The sequence below is a fragment of the Corallococcus sp. NCSPR001 genome (assembly GCF_017309135.1).
Classification (GTDB): domain Bacteria; phylum Myxococcota; class Myxococcia; order Myxococcales; family Myxococcaceae; genus Corallococcus.
This window is the reverse complement of record NZ_JAFIMS010000002.1, coordinates 6,263,236-6,287,256: the sequence shown is the minus strand read 5'-3', so window position 1 is coordinate 6,287,256 and position 24,021 is coordinate 6,263,236. Positions and strand designations below refer to the sequence as shown.

Annotated in this window: 22 protein-coding genes; 13 read left to right on the top strand and 9 right to left on the bottom strand. The window is 69.0% G+C overall.

Annotation, left to right across the window (positions count from 1 at the left end; all coding sequences use genetic code 11):
• Nucleotides 1–260: 260 nt before the first annotated feature.
• The 7 genes from JYJ93_RS27085 (at nt 261) to JYJ93_RS27055 (ending at nt 7,876) form a co-directional block, all read left to right on the top strand.
• Complete coding sequence (locus JYJ93_RS27085; RefSeq protein ID WP_206796629.1) at nt 261–1,391, top strand: toll/interleukin-1 receptor domain-containing protein; 1,131 nt, start codon at nt 261–263, stop codon at nt 1,389–1,391.
• Between the two features lie 76 nt (nt 1,392–1,467).
• Complete coding sequence (selA, locus tag JYJ93_RS27080; protein ID WP_206796627.1) at nt 1,468–2,862, top strand: L-seryl-tRNA(Sec) selenium transferase; 1,395 nt, start codon at nt 1,468–1,470, stop codon at nt 2,860–2,862.
• A complete protein-coding gene (locus JYJ93_RS27075; protein ID WP_014396030.1) occupies nt 2,859–3,452 on the top strand; it encodes an HNH endonuclease in 594 nt (197 codons plus the stop codon). Before selA ends, JYJ93_RS27075 begins: the two co-directional genes overlap by 4 nt.
• Nucleotides 3,453–3,574: 122 nt before the next feature.
• On the top strand, nt 3,575–4,624 hold the full coding sequence (locus tag JYJ93_RS27070; protein ID WP_242543939.1) for a P-loop NTPase: 1,050 nt from the start codon (nt 3,575–3,577) through the stop codon (nt 4,622–4,624).
• The gene (locus tag JYJ93_RS27065) at nt 4,621–6,513 is read left to right on the top strand and encodes a helix-turn-helix domain-containing protein (protein WP_206796617.1); all 1,893 of its coding nucleotides are present in this window, start codon (nt 4,621–4,623) and stop codon (nt 6,511–6,513) included. Before JYJ93_RS27070 ends, JYJ93_RS27065 begins: the two co-directional genes overlap by 4 nt.
• A gap of 77 nt (nt 6,514–6,590) precedes the next feature.
• Nucleotides 6,591–6,854 carry a hypothetical protein gene (locus JYJ93_RS27060; RefSeq protein WP_120526362.1) on the top strand — a complete coding sequence of 88 codons (264 nt, stop codon included), beginning with the start codon at nt 6,591–6,593 and terminating at the stop codon, nt 6,852–6,854.
• An 11-nt stretch (nt 6,855–6,865) separates the two neighbouring features.
• Nucleotides 6,866–7,876, top strand: coding sequence for an RluA family pseudouridine synthase (locus tag JYJ93_RS27055; RefSeq protein ID WP_206796615.1), 1,011 nt, complete (start codon nt 6,866–6,868; stop codon nt 7,874–7,876).
• Here the strand turns inward: JYJ93_RS27055 and JYJ93_RS27050 are convergent.
• Together JYJ93_RS27050 and JYJ93_RS27045 are read right to left on the bottom strand one after the other, a co-directional pair.
• A complete protein-coding gene (locus JYJ93_RS27050; RefSeq protein WP_206796613.1) occupies nt 7,857–9,167 on the bottom strand; it encodes an HD domain-containing phosphohydrolase in 1,311 nt (436 codons plus the stop codon). The two genes, JYJ93_RS27055 and JYJ93_RS27050, sit on opposite strands and share 20 nt — an antisense overlap.
• Nucleotides 9,168–9,171: 4 nt before the next feature.
• Entirely contained in the window at nt 9,172–10,938 is a 1,767-nt protein-coding gene (locus JYJ93_RS27045) for a HEAT repeat domain-containing protein (protein ID WP_206796611.1), read from the bottom strand.
• 197 nt (nt 10,939–11,135) lie between these two features.
• On the opposite strand from JYJ93_RS27045, the gene JYJ93_RS27040 reads away from it, so the two are divergent.
• Nucleotides 11,136–11,465 carry a hypothetical protein gene (locus tag JYJ93_RS27040; protein WP_206796609.1) on the top strand — a complete coding sequence of 110 codons (330 nt, stop codon included), beginning with the start codon at nt 11,136–11,138 and terminating at the stop codon, nt 11,463–11,465.
• A 49-nt stretch (nt 11,466–11,514) separates the two neighbouring features.
• On the opposite strand, the gene JYJ93_RS27035 is transcribed toward JYJ93_RS27040, so the two are convergent.
• From JYJ93_RS27035 to JYJ93_RS27005, 7 genes are all read right to left on the bottom strand, one after another.
• Nucleotides 11,515–13,983, bottom strand: coding sequence for an oligopeptide transporter, OPT family (locus JYJ93_RS27035; protein ID WP_206796607.1), 2,469 nt, complete (start codon nt 13,981–13,983; stop codon nt 11,515–11,517).
• Between the two features lie 72 nt (nt 13,984–14,055).
• On the bottom strand, nt 14,056–14,943 hold the full coding sequence (locus JYJ93_RS27030; RefSeq protein ID WP_206796597.1) for an RNA polymerase factor sigma-32: 888 nt from the start codon (nt 14,941–14,943) through the stop codon (nt 14,056–14,058).
• A 419-nt stretch (nt 14,944–15,362) separates the two neighbouring features.
• Nucleotides 15,363–17,432 carry a DUF3488 and transglutaminase-like domain-containing protein gene (locus tag JYJ93_RS27025; protein ID WP_206796589.1) on the bottom strand — a complete coding sequence of 690 codons (2,070 nt, stop codon included), beginning with the start codon at nt 17,430–17,432 and terminating at the stop codon, nt 15,363–15,365.
• Complete coding sequence (locus JYJ93_RS27020) at nt 17,429–18,409, bottom strand: DUF58 domain-containing protein (RefSeq protein WP_206796586.1); 981 nt, start codon at nt 18,407–18,409, stop codon at nt 17,429–17,431. The genes JYJ93_RS27025 and JYJ93_RS27020 overlap by 4 nt, the downstream gene beginning before the upstream one ends.
• Nucleotides 18,406–19,386, bottom strand: coding sequence for a MoxR family ATPase (locus tag JYJ93_RS27015; protein WP_206796584.1), 981 nt, complete (start codon nt 19,384–19,386; stop codon nt 18,406–18,408). The genes JYJ93_RS27020 and JYJ93_RS27015 overlap by 4 nt, the downstream gene beginning before the upstream one ends.
• A gap of 136 nt (nt 19,387–19,522) precedes the next feature.
• Nucleotides 19,523–19,855: an STAS domain-containing protein gene (locus JYJ93_RS27010; RefSeq protein ID WP_206796582.1), complete on the bottom strand. Its 333-nt coding sequence runs from the start codon at nt 19,853–19,855 to the stop codon at nt 19,523–19,525.
• A 220-nt stretch (nt 19,856–20,075) separates the two neighbouring features.
• Entirely contained in the window at nt 20,076–20,813 is a 738-nt protein-coding gene (locus tag JYJ93_RS27005) for a lytic transglycosylase domain-containing protein (RefSeq protein ID WP_206796579.1), read from the bottom strand.
• Nucleotides 20,814–21,107: 294 nt separating this feature from the next.
• Here JYJ93_RS27005 and JYJ93_RS27000 point away from each other — a divergent pair, with 294 nt between their 5' ends.
• From JYJ93_RS27000 to JYJ93_RS26980, 5 genes are all read left to right on the top strand, one after another.
• Nucleotides 21,108–21,266 carry a lmo0937 family membrane protein gene (locus JYJ93_RS27000; RefSeq protein ID WP_206796577.1) on the top strand — a complete coding sequence of 53 codons (159 nt, stop codon included), beginning with the start codon at nt 21,108–21,110 and terminating at the stop codon, nt 21,264–21,266.
• Nucleotides 21,263–21,832 carry a hypothetical protein gene (locus tag JYJ93_RS26995; protein ID WP_206796568.1) on the top strand — a complete coding sequence of 190 codons (570 nt, stop codon included), beginning with the start codon at nt 21,263–21,265 and terminating at the stop codon, nt 21,830–21,832. Before JYJ93_RS27000 ends, JYJ93_RS26995 begins: the two co-directional genes overlap by 4 nt.
• Before the next feature lie 40 nt (nt 21,833–21,872).
• Complete coding sequence (locus JYJ93_RS26990) at nt 21,873–22,526, top strand: HupE/UreJ family protein (RefSeq protein WP_206796566.1); 654 nt, start codon at nt 21,873–21,875, stop codon at nt 22,524–22,526.
• Between the two features lie 115 nt (nt 22,527–22,641).
• Nucleotides 22,642–23,055, top strand: a complete 414-nt coding sequence (locus JYJ93_RS26985) for a hypothetical protein (RefSeq protein WP_223743187.1) — start codon at nt 22,642–22,644, stop codon at nt 23,053–23,055.
• A gap of 79 nt (nt 23,056–23,134) precedes the next feature.
• Nucleotides 23,135–23,905 (top strand): hypothetical protein, encoded by a 771-nt coding sequence (locus JYJ93_RS26980; protein WP_206796564.1) that lies wholly within the window; start codon nt 23,135–23,137, stop codon nt 23,903–23,905.
• Nucleotides 23,906–24,021: the final 116 nt, after the last annotated feature.

The following is a 24,021-nucleotide window of genomic DNA, read 5'->3' as shown; positions in this document are numbered from 1 at the left end:
GTGCTTGCATGTTGATTGGTCAAGGATGCATTAGGCGGCTAGCGTGGACGGGAGTAGCGAGTGCTTTTAAGTCCATCCATGACAGCAGAACGAACTGCCGAGCTTCCGATTTTCGACTTGCAAGAATGAGGAATTGCCTGCTGGGTCCGACATGACTCCTGGCTTTATGTTCAGGCGTGTTTGCTGGATTTTTTGGATTCCGCTCCGGGCCAACTATGCTCTGGGGAATACCTGCTCGCCTGCTCCAATACGACTACCGCATGTCTACCACTTCGCCCGCAGTTTCTAACCCAGAACCGGTATTCATAAGCCACTCCTCTGCCGATCGTGGATTGGTTGGGTTCTTCGTTGAGCAATTGCTTGTTGCAGGCATTGGGCTTTCTCCGGCACAAATATTCTATACTTCAGCGCCAAGCAGCCCAATACAAGCGGGTGAGAACTTTAATCCGCGAATCCGGCAGGCAATCGCCGGTTGCAGGATTGTTATCGCTCTGGTTTCCCCAAACTATTACCGAAGCCCTTTTTGCATGAGTGAATTGGGGGTCGCTTGGGCTGCGGAGAAATTACTGCCGATTCTTGTTCCGCCAGTTGATTTTGGCAGTCTTGAGGGCGTGTTGTATGGCATGCATTGTATTCGAGTCGGGGACAAGCAGAAAATATTTGAGCTCTACGATCGGTTTAGCGCGGCAGACTGGCATCGGCCCAACCGTACAGGGATATTTGTATCAAAGGTTGAAGATTTCCTTGCGGGTCTGCCCGGCTGCCTCTCTCAATTGCCAGCGCCGGATGTGGTAGAACGTTCAGAGTACAAGAAATTGGAGGCGCAGATAGACGAGCTTTCTGCAAAGCTCAAGGCTAGTGCTGCCTCGGCTGAGGAGTTAAAAAAGTTAGCTCGAGTCCCTATGCCCGATGCGCCGCAACAGAAGGCGCCATTGGCGACATCAGGCGTTTCTGGGGGGCTTCTTTCGCCCAGCACGAAGTTTGAAAAGGAAGATGCTGAGTTTAAAGGCTTGGTTGCTAAGTTTAATCAGGCAGCAAAGTCCGTGCCGCAGGTCGTAATGCGGATGGCTTATGCGAGAGCCGTGGGGATGGGAGAGGGGTTTAGAGCATTTGATTCCGAAGCCCATGAGTGGCAGACGGCCGTCAAAGAGGGCTTGGTTAAGTTTTACGAGGAGGATCGTGAGTGGTTTCTGAACTTCAACAGCGCAAGAGTTGAGCGTGTTTGTGGGGCGCTTAGTGCGGTAGAGGATTTCTGGAGGAAGGTGGGTAGTGGGTATAAATTCGACTATGAAATCAAATATCGGCATATTCCTTCGTTGAGTGAGAGTGCTTTTTCTATTCAGTGGTTTGGTTTTTGGTGGGAAGAGGATCCGTATGAGATACCGTTCTAAAGATGGGGGGTGAATTGGCTTTTGGGTTCATGTGGTCGCGTCAACTTCCGTGCCAAAGCTAGAGTAGGCTCTTGGCATGGGCGCTGCGTCGAACTCCCCGGATGGCAAGAACGCGCTGCTTCGCGGTCTTCCTTCCATCGAACAACTCCTGCGGCGGTCGTCGCTGGAGTCCCGGCTCGCGAACCTTCCCCATGCCCGCGCGGTCGCGGCGCTGCGGCTCGCTGTCGAACGTGTGCGCTCCCGGCTCCTCGCCGGTGACCTGCGTCCCTTCGAGGACGCGGACGTTGAGGCGGCGCTTGCGTCCCTGGCCACGCCGAACCTGCGGCGCGTGATCAACGCCACTGGCGTCGTGCTCCATACGAACCTTGGGCGCGCACCGCTGGCTCCTGAAGCCGTGGATCGCGTCGTCGCTGTTGCCCGGGGCTACTCCAACCTCGAATACGACCTGGACGAAGGCGAGCGTGGCAGCCGCTACGCGCCGCTCATCGGCCTTCTGCGCACGCTCACCGGCGCGGAGGACGCCATCGTCGTCAACAACTGCGCGGGCGCCGTGCTGCTTGTCCTCGCCGCGCTCGCGTCCGGTCGCGAATGCGTCGTGTCCCGTGGCGAGCTCGTCGAAATCGGCGGCGGCTTCCGCATCCCGGATGTCATGCGTCAGTCCGGCGCGAAGCTCGTCGAAGTGGGCACCACCAATCGTACCCGCCGCGCGGACTACGCCAACGTCTTGAGCCCGGACACCGGCCTCATCGTGAAGGTCCACCGCTCCAACTTCGCGCTCGTTGGCTTCACGGAAGAGGCGTCCCTCGCGGAGCTCACCGAACTGGGACGCTCCCGTAACGTACCCGTGTTCCAGGACCTGGGCTCCGGCGCGCTCATGCCTCTGTCTGGCCCGGGACTCACCCCGGAGCCCACCGTGGGCCAGGCCATCCGGGAGGGCGCGGACGTTGTCGCGTTCTCTGGCGACAAGCTCCTTGGCGGTCCCCAGGCGGGCGTCATCGTTGGCCGGGCGGACCTGCTTCAGCGCATCAAATCCCACCCGCTCACACGTGCGCTGCGTGTCGACAAGATGACGGTCGCGGCCTTGGAGGCCACGCTGGAGCTATACCGGGATGGCCGCCCGGAGGTGGTCCCCACCCAAAGCCTGCTCACCCAGCAACCGGCTTTGTTGCAAGCCCGTGCCGAACGCCTGGCGGCCCTACTCGCGGCGAGCGGCGTGGAGGGCCGTGTCGTGTCCGTGGATGGACAGGTAGGTGGAGGTGCCATGCCTCTGGCCCGGTTGCCTTCCTACGCTTGCAGCCTCACCGTAGAAGCGCCGAAAGTATTCCTGGAACGTCTGCGCGAAGCCGAGGTGCCCGTTATTGGCAGGATTGCGGATGACGAGGTCGTTCTCGACGTCCGGTGTCTCTCAGAGGAGGACCTGGGGCAGGTCGCGCAGGCTGTGGCGGCCGCCCGTTCGGGAAGCCAGCCATGATCAACAGCGCCGTGCTCGTTTTAAACCGGTACTACCAACCGGTTCACGTGACGTCGGTCAAACGGGCTTTTTCCCTGCTGTATCAGGGCGTCGCCAAAGCCATCGACGAGCAGTACCGCCTGTATGAGTTCGAGGACTGGGCCGCCCTCAGCGCCACCCAGGACAGCATCACCACCATCGACCGCACCATCCGCGTGCCGCGCGTCCTCGTGCTCGGCGCGTATGACCACCTGCCGCGCGCCAAGGTGCGCTTCTCGCGCCTCAACATCTACGCGCGCGACAACGACACCTGCCAGTACTGCGCGAAGCAGCTGCCCCGCAGCGAGCTCAACCTGGACCACGTCAGCCCGCGCACCCAGGGCGGCAAGACGACGTGGGAGAACGTCGTGTGCTCCTGCGTCCCCTGCAACCTGAAGAAGGGCGGGCGCACCCCGGAACAGGCCGGGATGCGGCTGCTCAAGAAACCCGTGCGCCCGCGCTGGACGCCGCTGTTCCGCGGCGCCATCCGCAAGATCACCTACCGCGAGTGGCTCCCGTTCCTGCACCTCGCGGACGTGTCGTACTGGAACGTCGAGCTGCTCGACGAGTGACAGCGAACGGCTCCCCGGCCGCCTGCTCCCCGAGCCTCCTGGCGCCGGGGCGCGGGCTGTCGGCGCTCTGGGGCCGGTCGTGAAATGGCGGGGTGTCGACTCGGGCGGTAGGACGGGCTTTGATGCGAGCCTTCGTGAAGCCCGCCCCCCTGCCTCCATCCGCTCCCGCCTCGCTGGCTGCTGGCACCTCGCCGCGTGCAGGCAATGACGTGTCGTCCTCGGGACCCGCGGGCCTTGCCCGGCGCTCCCGCGCGCGGCGGATCATCGCGGTGGGCGGCGGCAAGGGCGGCATCGGCAAGTCGATGGTGTCCGCCAACCTGGGCGTCGCGCTCGCGCAGGCAGGCCAGAAGGTGCTGCTCGTCGACGCGGACCTGGGGGGCGCCAACCTGCACACCTGCCTGGGCGTGGGGCCTCCGGAGGCCACGCTGTCGGACTTCCTGCGGCGCGGGAAGGCGAACCTCGAAGAGGTGATGGTCGCCACCGGCGTGCCCGGGCTGTCACTGATCGCGGGCGCACAGGACTCGCTGGACGCGGCGAACCTCAAGTACGCGCAGAAGCAGAAGCTGTTGCGCACGCTGCTGTCCCAGACGACGGCGGACTACCTCATCCTGGACCTGGGCGCGGGCACCAGCTTCAACACGCTCGACTTCTTCCTCATCGCGGACCACGGCCTGCTCGTCGTGCTGCCGGAGCCCACATCCGTGGAGAACGCGTACCGCTTCGTCAAGGCGGCCTTCTTCCGCAAGCTCCAGCAGACGGAGGCGCGCTACGGCATCCAGGACATGGTCGATGGCGCGCTGTCCACCCGCGAGGGCGGCCTGCGGACGCTGCACGACATCGTCGAGCAGGTGCGGCGCAAGGCCCCTTCGGACGCGGAGCGGCTGGAGCGCGAGCTGGCGGCGTTCCACGTGCGGCTCGTCGTGAACCAGGCGCGCACGGACGCGGACGAGAAGGTCGGCGCCGCGATGGTGTCCGCGTGGAAGAAGTTCTTCGGCATCGACATGGATGACCTGGGCGCCCTGCGCCACGACGATGAGGCGTGGCGCGCGGTGCGCAAGCGCAAGCCGGTGCTCCTCGAGCGCCCCGACTCGCCCGTGTCCCAGGGACTCCAGCGCATCGCCGCGCGCATCCTGACGCTCGACGGCCTTTCCCCCGAGTCCGCCATCCCATGAAGCCCTTCGCGCAGCAGACCTACTACGAGCTCCTGGAGGTGCCGCCCTCGGCGACCGACACGGAGATCCGCGCGGCCCATCAGCGCCTGATGGAGCTGTATTCGCCGGATTCCATCGCGGTGTACGCGCTGGGGGATCCGGATCAGGTGGAAGCGCTGCGTGAACGGATGAACGAAGCGATGGAGATGCTTACCGACGCGGACCTGCGCGTCGAGTATGACCGCTCCATCGGGCTGTCCACGGAGCGGCTCGCGAAGGCCGTCGCGACGGCGGAGGCGGTGGGCGCGGTGGACTCGGCCGCGCGTGTCGCGGAGGCGCTGGCCACCGCGGCGGCGGCGTTGGCGAAGGCCGCGGGTGCGGTGGATGCCGAAAGGCTGGAGGCGGAGTCGCGACTGAAGGCCGCGGCTTCCGTGAACGACAATGAAGGGGAGGCCTCTCGCGCGAGTGGGACGCCTGGAAAGAGCGAGGAGCGGATGCGCGGTGAGGAGTCGAAGCGGCAGGAGTCCTCGGGGAAGGACGCTCCAGGCGTGCCCCCCGAGCCGGTGATGGTGGGAGGCGTGGCGGTGGTGGAGGCCTTCCGTGCCTCGTTCACCCGGAGCCTGTCGTTCGTCTACGTCCCCGCGAGTCCGCTGCGCGGCCAGGGCAGGGGAGCCGCCGAAGCCCCGGCCCCCGCCGTGGACGCGAAGTCCCCTGGCGCCGAGACCGCGCCGGCTGCCTCGGCACCCAAGGCGGAGGCGTCTGGCCCCGTCGAGCCCGCTGCCACGGCGGCTGCGTCCCAGGTGGAAGCCCTGCCTCCGACCGGATCCGCTTCCGTGCCCGCGAGCCCTGTCGTGGAGCCTGCGGCAGCGGCCGCGCCGGACCGTGTGGAGACCCTCATGGCTCCTGTTGCCTCCACGGCGACAGAGGTTCCCGCTCCTCAGCCCGCTACGGGCACCCATGCCGTGGCCGCGCCGGTAGCCGCGCCGTCCGCGCCGGAAGCCAGCGCTTCGCCCGTTGAGCCAGTGGCAGCGCCGCCCGCGCCAGGAGCCAGCGCTTCGCCCGTTGAGGCAGTGGCTACGACGACCGCTCCGGAAGCCAGCGCTTCGCCCGTTGAGCCAGTCACCGCGCCGCCCGCATCGGAAGCCAGCGCTACGCCCGCCGCTTCGGTGGCCGCGCCACCCGCACCGGAAGCCGGCGCCACGCCCGCCGTGCCGGTCGGCGCGACGCCCGTGCCCGACGCGGTCGCCGCGACGCCCGCGCAGGAATCCAGCGCCACGCCCCAGGTCCCCGAGGCCGGATCCGTGGCCTCCAGCCCCGCGCCTGTCGCGGACGCCTCGGCCGTGACGACCACCCAGGGCGAGTCGGATCCGAACCCCACCCTGGACTCCAGCACCACCGCGCTGGCCCGGGTCCCGGCCACCGGGGCCTCCCGCGCCGCCGTCCGGCCGCTGACGTCGCGCCCCATCGACTCGCGTCCCGCGCAGAACGGCCCCACGGGGCCGGGCAGCGTGAAGGGCCCCACGGTCCGCAAGCTGGGGGACGCCCAGGTCCTGGCCCAGGACTCCGCCATCGCCACCGCCGAGTCCGCGTTGGCCCAGGTGGCCGCCAAGGTCCGCGAGGCCCGCCCCCGGGGCGTGGACATCCCCTCCGACGCCGAGTTCAACGGCGAGCTGCTCCGCCGCGTCCGGGAGGCCCGGGGCCTCACCATCCAGCAGCTGGCCGACCGCACCCGCATCTCCGTGCGTCACCTGGAGAACGTGGAGGCGGACCGCTACACCGCGCTGCCCACCACCGTGTACCTGCGCGGCATCCTCATGAACCTCGCCCGCGAGCTGGGCCTGGACCCCCTGCGCGTGTCCAAGAGCTACCTCGCGCTGTTCTCCGAGAAACCCGCCAAGTCGGGCCGTTGACCGGGAGTCGGCCATGCACCCTCCCGTGCGACGGGAAAAGTTGACTCGCACGGGGTGGGTGCCTAAGTAGTGGCACGATGACGGAAGAGGAAAAGGTCAAGGCGATGCGACTCGCCCGCGCGATCGCCTCCGATATTTCGCTCTACAACGAGCAGAAGATCATCAAGGGCATCGAGCAGGACAACCTTTTCGAGGTCCTCAAGGAGGAACTGGAAGAGGGGCGCGCGCTCTATAAGAGCCGCGTGAGCGCGGAGATCAGCACCCAGGCGAACTTCTTCGAGCGCGCCATCAACGACATCGTGCTGCGCTCCAAGGCGCACGTGAAGTCGAAGATCTGGTAGCGCCCACCCCCGTGGCCTCACCCGACACGCGCGAGCACCGCGCCCTCCCCGAGGCCCGGGGCGAGCGCCTGGATGCGTACCTGGCCCGCGCGTTCCCGGACCTCACCCGCTCCCGCCTCCAGGGCCTCATCGCCGACGGCCACGTGCTGTCGGACGGCAAGCCCGCCAAGGCCGCGCAGCGCCTGCGCGGAGGCGAGCTGCTGGCCCTCCACGTCCCCGCGCCCGTCGCCGCGATTCCGCAGGCGGAGGCCCTGCCCGTGTCCGTGCTGCACGAGGACCGGGACCTCGTCGTCGTGGACAAGGCCGCCGGCATGGTGGTGCACCCGGGCGCGGGTCACGCGTCCGGGACGCTGGTCAACGCGCTGCTGCACCGCGTGAAGGACCTGGCCGGCGTGGGCGGCGAGTTGCGCCCCGGCATCGTCCACCGCCTGGACAAGGACACCACCGGCTGCCTCGTGGTGGCCAAGCACGAGCGGGCCCTGGTGGCGCTCCAGAAGGCCTTCAAGACGCGCGAGGTCCAGAAGACGTACCTGGCCCTGGTGCACGGCGCGCCGCCCGCGGAGGGGCGCATCGAGACGCTCTACGGCCGCCACCCCATCCACCGCCAGAAGTTCACCGGCAAGGTGAAGGAGGGCAAGCCCGCCATCACCCTGTTCCGCGTGCGCGAGGCCTTCGACGGCGCCGCGCTGGTGGAGGTGGACCTGCTCACCGGCCGCACGCATCAGATCCGCGTCCACCTGGCGGAGGCCGGACATCCGCTCCTGTGCGACGCGCTCTACGGCGCCGGCCGTAAGGCGAAGGGCGCGGTGGCGGACGCGCAGCAGGCGCTGGGCCGCCAGGCGCTGCACGCGTGGCGCCTGGCCTTCGAACACCCGCGCACCCACAAGGCGCTGGACCTGGAAGCCCCCCTGCCGGAGGACTTCCAGAAGGCGCTCACCGTGCTGCGCGAGGCGAGCGTCCCCCCGGGGCCTCCCGCGAAGGCGAAGGCCCCGGTGAAGAAGGCTACAGGCCGGAAACGCTGAGCTGCTGCTGACGGCGGGAGAGGACCTTGATGGGCTGGATGGCCATCACCCGCATGAAGACGGACAGGAGCTCCGGGTCGAACTTCTGGCGCATCTCCGTCCACATCAGCATCAGCGCCACCTCCGGGCCGTACGCGTCCCGGTAGGGCCTGCGGGAGGTGAGCGCGTCGTACGCGTCGCAGATGGCGATGATCTTCGCGTACACCCCCAGGTTCGTCTTGGGGATGATCATCTGGATGTTGCCGCGCGCGTCCCGCACCGCGGTGCCGTAGTCCGTCTTGTGCTCGAACGTGGTCACCACGCGCAAGAGCGTGGAGCGGCTGAAGCCCTTCTCCATCAGGATGTTGCGCACGCTGATGAGCGGCGCGCGGGCCACCGTCGTCTTCTCGTCCGCGGTGAGCGCGCCGCGCTTGGTGGCCAGCTCCTCCGGCAGCGTCGTCATGCCCGCGTCGTGGAAGAGCGCGATGTAGCCCAGGTCGCGCAGCTGCGGCTTGGTGAGCCCCAGCTCCGCGCCGAACACGATGCACATCAGCGCCACGTTCACCTGGTGGTAGACGAGGTAGTCCTCCTCGCGCTTCTGCGTCGTCATGCCCAGGAAGTGGGTGCGCTGATCGTAGGAGATGTCCACGAAGTCCTGCACCAGGCGCAGCGCCCGCGACGAGCCGATGGGCTTCCCCGCGCGCACGGACTCCAGGTACTTCTGCAGGAAGAACACCGCGCGGGCGTACACGGTCATCGCGTACTTCTTGCGGTCGACCTTCTGGTCGCCCGGCGTGTCCATGTCCTTGTTGAGCTTCTCCTTCAGCTTGGAGAACTTCGCCACGCGCATGTTGAGGAGCTTGCGCCCCTGCAGGCCGTCCTCCTCCGCGGTGGAGGACTGCTCCTTGCTGAAGATCCAGACGAAGTTCTTCAGCTCCTGCGTGGTGACGGGCTTGGTCAGCGTGATGCCGCCCACGTCCTTGGCGCGCATCTCCGACAGCAGGTAGCGCTGGTTCTCGATGGAGTTCAGGTCCACCTTCACCAGCATGCCGTTCAAGTAGAACGAGTCCTTGACGCCCGTCAGCTCCAGCCGGCCTTCCTTGCCGATGATCTGGTTGATGATGTCCTGGAGCTGGTGGAGCGGCTTTTCGAAGACGGCGTTCTCCGGGTCATACATCTTCACCGAGCGCACCAGCATGTAGAGGCCCGCGAGCATGGAGCGCGACAGGTTCTGGAGCTTCTCGTTGTGCTCTCGACCGTACTCGCCCAGGTTCTCGTCCTGGGTCTGATTGATCTTCAGATTGTCGGCCATGGTGTCAGCTCGCTTCTTCCGGGAGCGCCGAGTCCCCGAACAGGGACTTGCGCGTCTGGTACATCGCCTTGCGGGCCGCGGTGAGGACCTCCAGCGGCTGCGCCTTGTCCTCCACCACGCCCTGCAACATCTTGTAGGACTGGATGGAGCCCGCGCCGCCCAGGCCGGTGATGGCCAGGAGCTTGTCCTCCATCACCCGCCGCTTGTTGAGCAGGGACGGCTTCACCGTCAGCAACTGCTGCATCATGGACAGCGCGGCGGGCAGGTTGGTGGACCCGATGGCCGCGTAGACGGCGGCCTTCTCGTCGGACGTCTTCTTGTCCCAGCTGGGGTCGCGCACCTGCCGCACCAGGTCCGTGAAGGCCCGCTCGCGGTCGAACTCCGGCAGCAGCTTGGCGGCCAGCATGCGCACCTGGGAGACGCCGTCGGTGAGCGCATCCAGGATGATGCGCCGGGCCTCCGCCGAGCGGCCCCTGCCGATGATCTGCATGACCTCCAGCTTCACCACCAGGTTGGGGCTCTTCATCACCTGGCCGAACATCTTCACCCGCTCCGGGTGGTTGCTCTTCTCCAGGATGTAGACCATGTCGCGCACCGTCTGCGGCCGGTCCGACAACAGGCGCGCGACGAAGGGCTCCGGCAGGTCGCGCGCGAACGTGGCCAGCACGTCGCACAAGAGCGCGCGGTTCTCCGGCAGCTCGATGGTCTCCAGCACGCTGAGCAGCGGCAGCACCGAGTCCACGCCCAGCGCCTGCAGGTAGCGCGTCACGTCCTGTGGCTGGCGGGTGCGCGTCGTCTTCAGCGACTCGCCCATTCGCGTGAGGCGCTGCTCCTCGCCCATCTTGTGGAGGAAGTTGGTGAGCAGCCGCCCCAGGTCCTCACCGCCCTCGCGCTGGGAGAGCGCGCGCAGCTTGAGGACGATCTGATTCACCGTGGCGAAGTCGTCCTGGAGCAGCAGCATGTCCAACAGCTGCAGGAAGATCTCCTCCAGCAGCGCCGCGTCATCCACGCCGCCTTCCACCACCTGGAACACCGCGCCCACCAGCTTCGGGAAGAGGCGCGCGTTCTCTTCCTCGGTGATTTCGCGCTGGATGCGAGCCTTCAGGTCGTCCGAGGCGTGCCGGCCGCCCACGACGAGGCCGCGGATCTGCTCCACGCCGTCCAGCTTCGCGTCCAGGTCCTCCGCGGACACGCGCGCGAAGCGCAGGAAGTCATCCGAGTTCGTCTGGAGGCGGGAGTAGAGGTAGCCCACCACCTTGTCCACCTCCACCTGGACCTCGTCCTCGGAGGCGCCCTCCATGGAGAAGCCCTCCACCACCACGTACTCCACCTGCTGCATGCCCGCGCGCCACAGCTGCGCGAGCACGTCGTCCGCGCCGCGCTCCGGCTCCGACAGCGCGATGAGCGTGAGGGTGACGAGCTCCTCCAGCGGCAGCCCCGGCCGGAAGATGAGCTGGCGGATGCCGTCGCGGAAGAACTTGTAGGGCAGCGGCGACTCTTCGGAGAAGAGCGGCTCGCCGTGCAGCATGAAGTTCTGCTGCTCCACCTTCAGCGAGAGCGGTCCGAACTTCTCCGTGTACGTGGAGATGGCCTCCAGCGCCTTGGAGAGGAACTCCGGGAAGCGCGCCTCGTTGTGGCGGTACATGCCAATCTGCTTGATGCCCTTGAGCAGGTGGAACGCGAACGTCTTCGCCAGTTCCACCTTCTCGCGGACCTCCGGCGACTGCTCCGGTTCCGCGGTCGCGTCCGTGACTTTCTGGGGCTGTGCCATGAAACCTGAAGAATCCGGAGGGGGCGGAAGGCCCCGATGGGGGGAGCTTGAGTGTACTCCCGTCCAGGTTCAGGACCCAATTCGGGAAGCGCCCTGAATCCAGGGGGTTGGCGTGACACCTGGGCAACAGGGGCGGACTGGCGGTGAAGCCCGGGTGTGTTACGCAAGGGGCCCCCTTGCCGTCCGGAGTCCCGTCCATGAAGCGACTGGCCGTGTCCGCCCTGGTCCTGGCGTCCCTCACGGGCTGTTTCCGCATGAGCGTGCGCAGTCCGGCGCCGCGCGACGGCGCACCGGAGTCCCAGACGGGCGTGAGCCTGGTGGAGGGGCTGACGACGTCCAACGTGGCCGCGGCGGAGTGCCGGCATGGCCTGTCCCGGGTGGACGTGTACTGGCCGTGGTGGAGCCCGTTCGTCTACGCCTTCACCTTCGGCATCGTGACGCCGCTGCGGGCGGAGTACGTCTGCGCGAAGGGGGCGGGGGACTCCGGCGGCGACACGGAGGTGCCGCCGTCGGTGCCCGGGCTGTAAGGCCAGGGCCTCCCCGCCGGGAACGAAGCGGGGAGGGTGCTTCTGGCCGTCAGTGCGACGGCGGCGGGGACTCCGCGCCGCTCTTGCCCTTGAGGGCGGAGCGGAACAGCACCGCGGTGAGGACGGCGAAGAACGCCAGGCCCCAGACGTTGGACCACGTCGGGTGCGCCAGCTCGCTCTCGCCCACGGCGTTGAGGAAGGCGCCCACCGCGCCTTCATGGCCGAAGAGGGCGGGCAGGTTGATGGCGCGCGTCCAGGCGCCGTCGCTGGCGATTTCAAGGAAGGCAATCAGCACGCCCGCGATGGAGCCGCCCGCGATGTAGCCGGAGGACATCAGCGTGCCGGGGGAGAACTCGGACTCCGCCGCGCTGCCGCCGCGCAGCTTGTCCACGAAGTGGCGCACCATGCCGCCCACGAAGATGGGGGCGCTGCTGCTGATGGGCAGGTACACGCCCACCGCGAAGGGCAGCGAGGACACGCCGCACAGCTCCAGCATCAGCGCGATGAAGACGCCCAGCAGCACCAGGTCCCACGGCAGCCGCTGCGTGAGGATGCCGTCGATGATGAGCGCGAACAGCTGCGCCTTGGGCGCGGAGTAGCGGGTGAGCGTCTGGCCCTCGTACTCGCTGATGCGCCCGCCGATGCCCGGGTCCACCACGTACTGGATGGTGCCCTGGCCATCCACCAGGTAGCGGCCGGCGGGGACGGGCGTGTCCGCGCCGCGCACGAAGCCTTCCTTGTAGACGCGGTCCGGACCGGCGGTGATGGCGCCCGCGTCCGACAGCTTCAGCGACGGGCCGTTGGCCGGCGCCAGCGTGAGGCCGGACAACTGCTCGGGCGGCATCGGGCGCCAACTGCGCAGCTCCAGCCCGCCGTCCACCGTCGCCACGTCCAGGCGCTCCGCCCACAGCGAGCGCTTGAGCTGCGCGGGCGTCATGCCGCGCTGGGTGAGCGCGTCCTGGGACACCGCCCAGCGGTAGGTGTGCTGGGTGCGCGTCTCCTGCGTGAGCTCCGTCACCTGCACGCCCGGGTGCGCTTCCGGGATGACCGTGGTGGCGCCCTGGTTGAGCAGCACCAGCACCAGGCCGATGAACATCGCGCTGGTGAGCACGCCCACGAAGAGGGCGATCTGCTGCTTCTTGGGCGTGCCGCCCACGAGGAACGCCGTCTTCAGGTCCTGCGCGGTGGTGCCACCGTTGGACGCGGCGATGCCCACGATGGCCGCCGTGGTGAGCGCCATGAAGCGGTCCGGCGACGACGTCCAGCCGAACAGCAGGTACACGAGGCAGGTGACGAGCAGCGTGGCCACCACCATGCCGGAGATGGGGTTGGACGACGAGCCAATCTCACCGGTGATGCGCGCGCTCACCGTCACGAAGAAGAAGCCGAAGATGACGATGAGGATGGCGGAGATGAAGTTCACGTGCAGCGGCGGCGCCAGCCAGATGGCCAGGATGAGCAGCGCGCTGCCCACCAGCACCACCGTGATGGGCAGGTCGTGATCCGTGCGCAGCACCGTGGGCAGGGCGCCCTGCGTGCGCGACTGACGCAGCGTCTCCACGCTGCGCTTGAAGGCGCCCACGATGGTGGGCAGGGAGCGGATGAGGCTGATGAGGCCGCCCGTCGCCACCGCGCCCGCGCCGATGTAGAGCACGTACGCGTTGCGGATCTGATCCGGCGACATGTCCTTGATCAACATCCCGTTGTGCACCAGCAGCGGCGTCTCCATGCCGCTGCCGAAGAAGGAGATCATCGGGATGAGGATGAGGTAGCTGAGCACGCCGCCCGCGAAGGTGATGCCCGCCACGCGAGGCCCGATGATGTAGCCCACGCCGAGCAGCTCCGGGGACACCTCCGTGGAGAGCGTCGCGGCCTTGAGCCCCTTGATGGGCGTCCCGATGGCCTCCTTGAAGAGCTTCATCCCGGAGTAGGCGAACTTGTAGACGCCGCCGATGATGAAACCCAGGATGACCGTGCGGGCGTTGGTGCCGCCCTGCTCTCCGACGATGAGCACGTCCGCGCTGGCGGTGCCCTCCGGGTAGGTGAGCTTGCCGTGCTCCTGGACGATGAGGCCCTGGCGCAGGGGGATCATCATCAGCACGCCCAGGACGCCGCCCAGCGCGGCGGTGAGGAACGCGTGCGTGAGGCTGATGTCGTAGCCCAGGATGAGCAGCGCGGGCAGGGCCGCCGCCACGCCGAACGCGAGCGACTCACCCGCCGAGCCCGTCGTCTGGACGATGGTGTTCTCCAGGATGCTGGAGCGCCCCAGGGCCCGGAAGATGGCGATGGAGAGCACCGCCACTGGGATGGACGCGGACACCGTGAGGCCGACCTTGATGGCCAGGTACACGGACGACGCCGCGAACACGATGCCCAGCACCGACCCGAGCACCAGGCCGCGGATGGTCAGCTCCGCGGGCGACTGCTCGGGGGGCACATAGGGTTTGTGCGGGGCGGAGCCATGCGCCTCCGCGAGGGGGACGCGATCATCGACGACCGGCGGGGAACCGTGGGACAAGCAGGCACTCCTGACAGGAAATCAGGGGGCCCGTTGTAGCAGGGTCTCCGCCGGGGTGCGAAAACTGCCCCTTCAGCCCTGGGCGGCCATCGTCTCCGGATCCACCTCCGCCATCAGGGCGGCCAGCTCCGACTTGAGCTTGTCCTTGGCGCGGATCTCCAGCTGGCGCGCGCGCTCGCGGGAGAAGCCGAAGTGCTCGCCCAGCTCCTTGAGCGTCATGGGGCGCTCGTTCATCACGCGCTGCTCGATGATGAAGCGCTCGCGCGGATCCAGGCGCATGAGGGCGGTGCGGACGCGGTTGTTGATGAGGCCCGCCTCCTCCTTGTCCGCGAACTCGTCGTCCTGGGGCGCCGCGGCGCTCACCACGAAGTCCACGTGGCTGTTGCCGCCGTCCTCGCCCATGGGCGCGTCCAGGGACAGGTCCCGGCCGCCCATGCGCTGCTCCATCTCACGCACCTCGCCGGGCTTCACATGGAGCTTCCGGGCAATCTCATCCACGTTCACCACGGCCTCGCCGCTGCCCAGCTTCTCCAGCTCCCGGCGCGTGCGGGCCAGACTGAAGAACAGCTTGCGCTGCGCCTGCGTGGTCCCAAGCTTCACCAGGGACCAGCTCTTCAGGATGTAGTTCTGGATGTACGCGCGGATCCACCACACCGCGTACGAAATGAGGCGGATGCCCTTGTCCGGGTCGAACTTCTGCACCGCCTTCATCAGGCCGATGTTCCCCTCCTGGATGAGGTCCGACATCTTGATGCCGTAGGAGCGGTACTCGTAGGAGACCTTCACGACGAAGCGCAGGTTGCTCGTCACCAGGCGGTGGCCGGCGGCCAGGTCCCCCTTGATGAACCGGCGCGCCAGCTCCTGCTCCTCCTCCACCTTCAGGAGCGAGTACTGGTTGATCTCCGAGAGATACATCGCGAGGGAGCCAGAATTGGACGACTGCTCGGTCGATGCCTGCATGGATGGGTTCTCCAAATCGGGCCTCCTGCCGCGGCGGAGGCGCTTGAAAGGTGCTCTGGGTTCAAGTCCTACAACTTGACGTGTCTGCCCTGAGCAACCGGGATGCCAACCAGGGTTGGATGTATTCGCGTGTGTCTCCGAGGGGTTGCAGGACGCAGGTGGGCGTCGCCTGGAAACGGTCTGTAACGGTTACCCGTGGCCGGTTGGAAATCCGGGGGTCTGCGAGGGGAGAAAATGCACGGCGCACGGCCCTCGAGCGCACGTCGCCATGACGTCCGCGAATGGGGTTCCGTGAAACGCTTAATGGCGCCGCATGGCGGAGGGTGGAGACATTTCTCCACCTCGGCCGGGCGTTCCTGGGGAGGGCGGGCGACCGGCGACGGAAGCCCGCTTCCGTCCGGAGGGCACTTCTCTTCCGCTCAGGAGGCGCGGGCGGTAGGGCCCGCCTGTCCGGCCGGCTTCGCGGTGCGGCGGGCGGCTTCCGCTTCCAGCGCGTGGCGCAGGGTGGCGAGCAGGTGCTCGGCCTCTCCCTCGCGCAGGGCATGGCCGCCGAAGCGGGCCTCCAGGTAGCGGCGGGTGAGGGGCGTCAGCGCCAGCGCCAGCGGATGGCCTTCACGCGCCAGGCGCGTGGTCAGGTCCTCCAGCGTCTCGTGTTCGAAGCGCGGCACATGGGCCTTCTGGAGCGCCGTGTCCACCCGGTCGAGGAAGCGCGTGGCCTCCAGCACCGGGGCGCGGCCCGTCCAGCGGGAGACGAGGCGGCCCGCGCGCCAGACGACGAAGGCCACGATGGCGGCGGTCACCCACGCGCGCGGCGGGGGCAGGCGGCTGGGGGCTTCGTTCGCGGGGGCGCCGGGCGCGCGGCGCGGCGGGCGGACCAGGGCGCTCGCCAGCTCGAACTGGTCGCGGAAGGAGTAGTCGACGACGGAGTTGCGCCAGCGCGCCTCCACCGCTTCGTAGAGGGCGAGCACCTTCTCCAGCAGCACGGAGCCCTGGCTCGTGCGGTTCGACGGTGGCGTCGCGTCCACGGTGACGAAGCCCCGCCCCGGGACGAGCACGTGCGTCCAGGCGTGCGCGTCGCCCGCGCGCACCAGGTAGCCGCCGTCCATGCGCGTGCCGCCATAGAAGCCCGTGGCGAGCCGCGCCCCGATGCCCTGCGTGCGCAGCATCAGCGTGAGCGCGGTGGCGAAGTGCTCGCAGTGGCCCGACTTGCGCACGAAGAGGAACTCCGCCAGCGGATCCTCGGGCGTGCCTGCCTGCTCCAACGTGTATGCGTAGTCCCGCTGCAGGAAGGCGGTGAGCTTGCGCGCCGCGGCCAGCGGCTCCTTCTCTCCCTGGAGCACCCGCGCCGCCAGCTGGGCTACGCGCGCGTCCAGGTGCTCGGGCAGCGCCAGGAGTTGATCGCGCTCGGCCTGGACCAGGCCCGGGGCCAGGCCGTTCTTCGCGTCCGGCGGCAGGCTGTAGGCCTCGTAGGTGTACGAGGGCGCGGCGATGGTGAAGCGCACCTCGCCGCCGCCCTGGAGCTGCACCGGGCTGTTGCGGGTGCCGGTGGGCGTGTGGGCCATGGCGTTGCCCAGGCGTGAAGGCGTCTCCAGGGCAATCAGCGTGCGGGCGCCGTACGCGGGCAACAGCTCGATGCGCTGGTGCAGGAGCGTGTCGCTGGCGGGGCGCAGGGTGATCTGCCGCTCCGTCTGCCGCGGGCCGACGACGTTCGTCCACTCCATGCCGTCGAAGGTGTCGTAGGTGCGGCCCACCCAGTAGGCGTCCAGCGCCTCGAGGCCCGGGTCGGGCGTGAGCGTGGCGCGCAGCACCACGCGCGGGTTGCCCTTGATGGTGCCCGCGCCGCCCAGCCGCACGGTGTTGGAGTAGCCCGCGCTGCTCACCGCGCCCAGGCCCGGCCCCGAGCGCGGCCCCACCATGGCCCAGTTGAGGCGGGGGAAGAGCACGAAGAAGGCCACCGCACCGGCCACCGCGAACGACACGCCCACGGACAAGGGCCGCAGCACCGCGCGCACCGGCACGGGCTCGTCGTCCGGCACCGCCGCCTCCACCACGCCCAGTGCCAGCGACAGGCTGGCCAGCACCCCGAAGGCGATGAGGCACAGCGCGTAGGACATGTCGCCCGACAGCGCCGCGCCACCGGCCACCATCAGGAGGCCCGTCAGGTGCGTCTGCCCCTCGGCCGCGGCGTCCGGCGTGGACAGCATCCGCTGCGCGGCGATGAGGCTCGCGAAGGCGCACGCCGCCACCACCGCGTTCATCGCGCCGGACGTCAGCTGGAGGCCCAGGAGCACCGCGGCGATCAGCAGCCCCAGCACGGACAGGCGGGAGAAGCGCGAGACGAGCCGCACGTTGCACAGCGCCAGCACCAGCGCCCCGGCGAAGACGCCCAGCACCCACACGGGGAGCTGGCCGGACATGGCCATCGCGCCAAACGCGGAGCCCGCCGCCAGGTCGCGCAGAACGAGCCGCAGCCGCAAGGGGCGCTTCACGCCGCCTCCCGGGAGTCCGTCCCTGCGTCCGCGCCCTCGAAGCCCAGCCACGCGAGCGCCTGGAGGATGCGGCGCTCCTGCGAAGCCCCCGCGGCGGGCCGCAGCGCGCGCTCCGGCAACTGGAGGCCCACTTCATGTCCCGCGTCCAGCAACTGGTGCGCCTGGGCGGCGACCTCCTCGCAGCGGCGCTCCAGCGCGTCACCCGTGAGGCCCGTCTCCAGCGCGAGCTTCCAGACGCGGCGCTCCTCGCGCTCGCGCTCCACCTTCAAGAGGCGCCCCGCCGCGGCGCTCTTCAGCCAGTGGATGCGGCGCGCGTCTTCGTTCGCGCCAAGCTCGCGCAGGCCCGCCACGTCGCCGGTGCCGTCCAGGTGGCGCGGGCTGCCCGCCTCGCCCCGGGGGCCCTTCTGCGCGGGCCCCGGTTCCTTGCAGGCGTAGCCCCGGCGTGGGTAGACGAGCAGCGTCCCCTCCAGGGAGAACACGCGCGTCTTGGCGAAGAGGCCCAACGGCCACGTGGTGGTGACGCGCACTCCGGACAGGCGCACGGGGCCCCGGTGTGGCGCGGCCAGGTCCGCCCGGACGATGTGCTCCCTGCCCGCGGGCAGGTGCCCCAGCTTCCCGGTGCCGGTGAGCGGGGAGAGGTCCTCGGAGAACGTCAGCGCGAAGCCGTGCCCCTGCTTGCGCGACACCGCCCAGCGGTAGGCGAAGGGCTCGCGCGCGAAGGCCGCGTCCGCGCCCACCCGGCGCACCGTCAGGTCGCGCAGGCAGCGCTCCGACAGCACGCCGGACACCACCACCATGCTGAGCAGCAGGCCCAGCAACAGGTAGAGCAGGTTGTTGCCCGTGTTGAGCGCGCCCAGCCCCACGCCGAACGTCACCACCAGGTACGTGCGGCCCGTCTTCGTCACCGACAGCGTGCGCGGCGGACGGAAGAAGGCGCGCAGCCGCGCCTTGAAGGGGGGACGGGCGGGGGCCTTCACCGGGGCGCCGCCACCTTGCGGGCGATCTCCTCCACCAGGTGCGCCGCCTCGTCCCGCGCGGACACCCCCTGCACGGCGCTCCGCAAGAGCACGCGGTGCGCCCAGCAGGGCACCAGCATGGCGCGCACGTCGCCAGGGGTGACGAAGTCGCGCCCCTCCCACAGGGCCTGGGCGCGGGCAGCGGACCCCAGCGCCAGCACCGCGCGGGTGGACGCGCCGCGCTCCAGGTCGCCGTGCTCGCGCGTGGCCCGCGCCAGCCGCACCACGTAGTCCGCCACCGCCGCGTCCAGCTTCACGTCCTGGGCGAAGTCCCGCAGCGACGCCAGCTCCTCCGGCCCCGTCACGGCCTCCACGGAGGGCAGCGGGGACGCCGCGCCGCGCGTGGTGAGCAGGCGCGCCTCCACGTCCGGCGCCGGGTGGCCCAGGGACAGGCGCACGAGGAAGCGATCCAGCTGCGAGTCCGGCAGCGGATAGGTGCCGGAGAAGTCCACCGGGTTCTGGGTGGCCACCACGGTGAAGGGCGAGGGCAGCGCGTGGGTCTGCCCGTCCAGCGACACTTGGCCCTGGGCCATGCCCTCCAGGAGCGCGGACTGGGTGCGCGGGGGCGCGCGGTTGAGCTCGTCCGCCAGCACCAGCTGCCGGAACAGCGGCCCGGGCCGGAAGGAGAAGGTGGCCGTCTGCGCGTGGAACACCTGCGCGCCCAGGATGTCCGCCGGCAGCAGGTCCGCGGTGAACTGGATGCGGGCGAAGGACAGGGCGCACGCGCGCGCCAGCGCCTCCGCCAGCGTCGTCTTGCCCACGCCGGGCATGTCCTCCAGCAGCAGGTGCCCGCCGGCCACCACGCAGGTGACGACGCGCCGCACCTCCTCCGGCTTGCCCTGCACGGCGCGGCCAAGCTGGGCGGCGAGCCGCTCCATCACCGCGCGCGCGGAAGCAGGGGAGGGGACGGGACCGAGGACGCGAGCGGGCTGGGTCATCTGGGCGCGGACTCTAGCCCAGGCGAGCGCCCGCCGGCACCCTCCAGGCCGCCCGTGTTCCACGCCGGATGCCCGCCTGCCTTGGAGGCGCGGGCGCTTGCCGGGGATTCACACGGCCCGGAGGGCCACCCAGGACTCAGACGGAGAAGATGTCCTCGGGCGTGTAGTACGCCCGGTGCGTCGTCGGCGAGGACAGCACGCCGAAGTAGCGGAACATCCGCTCGTGATGCGTGGCCAGCCCGCGCAGCTGCACGGCGCTGTCCTTCAGGCCGTGGGTCAGGATGCCCACCGCGCTGTCCTTGAACTCGCGCAGGTGCGCGAAGTCCAGGACCACCTGGCCCTCAATCTGGCTCAGCGCCTGGAGCGAGTTGCTCAGCTCCTGGGCCGTACGACCGTCCAGCGTTCCTTCCAGGCGCAGCGTGATCCGACCCGCCGCCTCCTCCTGCCGATGAATCTGAAGCCCCGTCATGATGCGCGCTCCCGCTGAGGTGTGCACGTGTGTGCAGCTCGCGATGAAATGGCGGCTGCCACACGTTGCCGGGCCACAGGGGTGGTCCGGGTTCCCACCGGGGGGTGGGGGTGCACAGCCGGAGCCGGACAGTGCACCTTCACCGGCGATCAGGTTAGTGGCGGGCATGCAACTTCGGCCGGAGTGTTGGCGACCGGGCGAAGCGCGTGTCGCGCAGCGGTCAACCCTTGCGGTCGGCTGTCGGCTGCTCGGCACGCAGGCTGATGGCGCGCTCCTGCTGGGCCTTCAGCTTGCGGAACTCCTTCACGACCTTGGCGGGATAGCCGGCCATGAACTTCACCCGGTTCTCCTTCTTCGCGAGGATGCGCTTGGCCAGCCCGGGACCCGCGTTGTAGGCGACGAGCGCGCCCTCCACGGAGCCGAAGCGGTTGATGAGGTCCGCCAGGTAGGCCGTGCCCAGGTTCACGTTCGTCTCGAAGTCGAAGAGGTTGGTGTGGCGGCCCAGCCGCCAGCCGGACTTCTCCGCCAGGTACTTGCCCGTGTCCGGCATCACCTGCATGAGGCCCATGGCGCCCACACCGGACACCGCGTAGTTGTTGAAGGAGGACTCGCAGCGGATCAGCGCCACCACCAGCAGCGGATCCAGGTTGTTGCGCTCCGCCTCGCGGACGATGGCCACCGCCAGCCGGCGCTGCTGCCGCTCCGGGAGCCCGGAGGCGCGCACGGCCTCGGCCACGCCCATCTGCTCCGCGCGGAGGTAGTCCGCCTCGTCCTCGTACTGCTGCAGCCGGGCCAGGGCGGCTTTGAGCTGTGCGTCCTTCTCCGCCAGCTGCGCCCTCAGGGCCGCGACGTCCGGCGCTTCACCCTGGGCACCCACCGGCACCTGCACCGGGAAAGCCACCGCGTCCGCCCCCACCAGCATCGCCGCCGCCACCATCGCCACCGTCCAACCCCGCATCTCGCCCTCCCCTGGCGCCCCAACCGCCCGCGCCCACTGACTCGCCCACACCCAGCGGCTAAGCAGGCAACGTGCCAGCGTACGTGGCGTGCGCCAGCTGCCTCACGGATCCTTAAGAGAGGGGCTGGAAACAGGACCGGCGCGGCCCACGGCGGCCGGAAAAAATGCCCGGGTTGGGAAGTTTGTTTCCCAACCTGACCCTGCAGAAAGCTCCACCTGTTGCCGCGGTGCGCCTGCGTTCCTAGCTTGGGCCCGGTCTGAGTTTCGGGGCCCGATTGTGGCGGGAGGCGTGGCGTGTACTGGACCATGGGCGTCATCTTGATGGTGTTGTGGGTGATGGGGCTGATCACCGGTTCGACGGAGGGGCAGTGGGTGCACCTCCTCCTGGTGTTCTCGCTCGTCGCGTTCGTGCTGGCCGTCGCGTCGCTGGGACGCCGACGGGGGATGGCATGAACCTGCCGGAGCTGGACATGGCGTGGCTGGAGCTTCCGCGGGACAAGGCGGGCTTCGTTCGGCGCGAATGTCCCCGCTGCCAGCGCTCCTTCAAGACGCGGCCCAGCCGCCACGACGCGGGGATGCTGCAGCGGCTGCTCGCGGGCTACTTCCCCTTCGAGAACCTCCACGAGGCGTACACAGCGGAGGAGCTGCCCGCGTGGCACTGCCTGTACTGCGGCCACCGCGCGCTGCCGGACGCGTGGCTCACGCCGGATCAGTCCGCGCACGTGGAGCAGATGGCTCGGGCGTGGGCGAACCACGTGCGGTACGAGCAATTGGCGTACGTGCAGCGCACGCTGTCCCAGAACCCGCGGCCCACCTTCGTCTCCGTGGCGCCGGAGCCGCTGCCCCGGCCGCTGCCTCCGGACGAGGAGCTGCTGCGCACGCTCCCCATGGTCTGCTGCGGGGACGAGGTGCAGGCGCAGTGGGAGTGGGATCAACCGATGGTCTGTCCGCGCTGCGGCGCGCGCCACGGCGGGCTTTCGGGCCGCCAGCAGGTGCAGCTGGAGTTCGTGAGCGAGTAGTGGACGGGCAGGGCGCGCGGAGGGCAGGCTCCTTCGCGCGATGAAGCCGTTGCCCTGGGTCCGGGTGGTGTTGCTGGCGCTGCTCCTGCTGGGACCGGCCGCCGTCCACGCCCATGAAGTGGAGGTCGCGCCCGGGGCGGTGAGCGGGTTCGCCGGCTGGGTGGGCGAGGGCATCCGCCACATCCTGGCCGGAGCGGATCATCTCCTGTTCCTGTTCGCCGTGTTGCTGGTGGGCGGCTCGTTCCGGCGGATCCTCCTGCTGGTGACGTCCTTCACGCTGGCGCACTCGCTGACGCTGGGGCTCACCGTCCTGGGCCACGTGACGCTGGACGCGCGGGGCACCCGGTGGGCGGAGGCCGCGATCGCCGCGTCCATCCTCTACATGGCGCTGGAGAACCTGTTCCTGCGCCGGCACGGGCACCGCGCGGGGCTCACCTTCCTCTTCGGCCTGGTGCACGGGCTGGGCTTCGCGAGCGTGCTCGGCGGCCACGGGTTGGGGACGGCCGTGGTGCCAGCGCTCGTGGGCTTCAACCTGGGGGTGGAGGTGGGGCAGGCGGCGGTAGTGGCCTTCCTGGTTCCCGTGCTGCGGATCGTCCAGCGCAGGCCCCTTCTGCACTCGAAGGTTGTGCGCCTGTCATCCATCTGCCTCGCGGGAGTGGGGCTTTATTGGATGGTTGCTCGTGCGGTCGGTTGAATTGCACCAACAGCGTTCCTAGCTTGCGTCTCACGAGGGTGGGGGAGGGACGCTGATGGGAGCGAGGCATACCCGGCTGGCAGCCGCATTGGCCGCCGCGTGGGAAGCAGAAGTGGTGTCGGCCCGTCGCATGACGGGGCTGGCGGAGCGCATGAACGACGCGCGGGTCCGGGCGCGCCTGATGGTGCTGGCCGCCTTCTGCCGCGCCCATGCATCACGGCTCCTGGCCCGCCTGGCGGCGCTGGGGCGAGGGCCGCTGCCAGTGCCCCCGGAGGAAATCGATCTGGATCCAGACACGGTGCTGGAGCTGCGCCGGGAGGGGGCCTTCGCCCGTGCGTCCGCCGCGCGCTATGAGACGACCGCGGAGATGGCGCGCCAGCACGCGGACCTGTCCTCGGCCTGGGTGTGCGAACTGAACCGGACCGAGGAGCAGGACCGCGCCCGGGAGCTGCTCGCCCTGGCGGAAGGGGCCCTGGCGGCGGTGCGGCGGGGCGAGTCCCAGGCCGTCGCGGCTCCCGCGGATTCCTGAGGCCGCGAGGCCGGGGCCGGGCGCCTGGAACGCGCTCGGCCGGTGACAGTCCCGGCGTCTTGGGCGTATGAATCGGCCCATGGCGAAGGAGAGCTACAACGATCTCATCTTCCAGCTCGGCGACCTGGCCCGGGATGTCCTCCCGGGCAAGCCGAACTGCCCCCGTTCCATGGAACGCGTCTACCGCGCCGAAGAGGTGCTGGAGGCGCGCCGGGACGAGCTGGCGGCCCTGGAAGCGGAGATGAATGACGAGGACGTGGCCTACCAGGACTTCCTGGCGCAGCACGAGGACGAGTGCGCGGCCCAGAAGCAGATCACCGGCAAGTACCAGAAGGCCGTGACGGCGGTGGAGGGCAAGGTGAAGGGGCTGCGCAAGACGCTGGCCACCCGCCGCGCCGACCTGCGCTACGCCGTCGTGGGCCTGAAGAAGCTGGAGGCGAAGCTCGCGGACCTGGAGATGACCACCCAGGATCCGGTGAAGCTGGACGCCGCCAAGCAGAACCTCAAGAAGAACCGCATCGCCCAGATGCGCCTGGCGCGCGAGGTGGAGGACTGGGAGTCCCAGCTGGCGACCGCCCTCACGCCCACCCCCGGCCAGCCCGGCGGGGCCGGCATCCTGGCGCACAAGCGCCTGATCGAGCTGGAAGACGCCGCGGAGGAGCAGAAGCAGCAGCACGACGCCCGCATGGCGGAACTCGACCAGGCCATCGCCACCAAGGAGGAAGAGATCAAGGGGGCGGAAGATTATCTGGATCAGGCCCTGTTCCTCCTCGGCGAAGAGGTGTATGCCCAGCGCATCGCGGACAAGCAGCTCGACCCCTTCTACCCGCGGTTGGATGTCGCGCAGTGAGGGGGACGCCCACCCTTGGTGCTTGACGTAGGGGACCTGTTTGCTATCTTGCGCCGCTTCCTGGCGGCCGCGGATACGCGTGTAGGCCAGTTCAGTTCATTGATTTCATTGGGCTT

Excerpts from the sequence above, each read along its gene's own strand:
- JYJ93_RS27050 (WP_206796613.1), bottom strand. The coding sequence starts at position 9,167 with ATGGCCGACAATCTGAAGATCAATCAGACCCAGGACGAGAACCTGGGC.
- JYJ93_RS27085 (WP_206796629.1), top strand. The coding sequence starts at position 261 with ATGTCTACCACTTCGCCCGCAGTTTCTAACCCAGAACCGGTATTCATA.
- JYJ93_RS27010 (WP_206796582.1), bottom strand. The coding sequence starts at position 19,855 with ATGACGGGGCTTCAGATTCATCGGCAGGAGGAGGCGGCGGGTCGGATC.
- JYJ93_RS26980 (WP_206796564.1), top strand. The coding sequence starts at position 23,135 with ATGGCGAAGGAGAGCTACAACGATCTCATCTTCCAGCTCGGCGACCTG.
- JYJ93_RS27040 (WP_206796609.1), top strand. The coding sequence starts at position 11,136 with ATGAAGCGACTGGCCGTGTCCGCCCTGGTCCTGGCGTCCCTCACGGGC.
- JYJ93_RS27030 (WP_206796597.1), bottom strand. The coding sequence starts at position 14,943 with ATGCAGGCATCGACCGAGCAGTCGTCCAATTCTGGCTCCCTCGCGATG.
- selA (WP_206796627.1), top strand. The coding sequence starts at position 1,468 with ATGGGCGCTGCGTCGAACTCCCCGGATGGCAAGAACGCGCTGCTTCGC.
- JYJ93_RS27075 (WP_014396030.1), top strand. The coding sequence starts at position 2,859 with ATGATCAACAGCGCCGTGCTCGTTTTAAACCGGTACTACCAACCGGTT.
- JYJ93_RS26995 (WP_206796568.1), top strand. The coding sequence starts at position 21,263 with ATGAACCTGCCGGAGCTGGACATGGCGTGGCTGGAGCTTCCGCGGGAC.
- JYJ93_RS27015 (WP_206796584.1), bottom strand. The coding sequence starts at position 19,386 with ATGACCCAGCCCGCTCGCGTCCTCGGTCCCGTCCCCTCCCCTGCTTCC.
- JYJ93_RS27045 (WP_206796611.1), bottom strand. The coding sequence starts at position 10,938 with ATGGCACAGCCCCAGAAAGTCACGGACGCGACCGCGGAACCGGAGCAG.
- JYJ93_RS26990 (WP_206796566.1), top strand. The coding sequence starts at position 21,873 with ATGAAGCCGTTGCCCTGGGTCCGGGTGGTGTTGCTGGCGCTGCTCCTG.
- JYJ93_RS27070 (WP_242543939.1), top strand. The coding sequence starts at position 3,575 with ATGCGAGCCTTCGTGAAGCCCGCCCCCCTGCCTCCATCCGCTCCCGCC.
- JYJ93_RS27065 (WP_206796617.1), top strand. The coding sequence starts at position 4,621 with ATGAAGCCCTTCGCGCAGCAGACCTACTACGAGCTCCTGGAGGTGCCG.
- JYJ93_RS27060 (WP_120526362.1), top strand. The coding sequence starts at position 6,591 with ATGACGGAAGAGGAAAAGGTCAAGGCGATGCGACTCGCCCGCGCGATC.
- JYJ93_RS27005 (WP_206796579.1), bottom strand. The coding sequence starts at position 20,813 with ATGCGGGGTTGGACGGTGGCGATGGTGGCGGCGGCGATGCTGGTGGGG.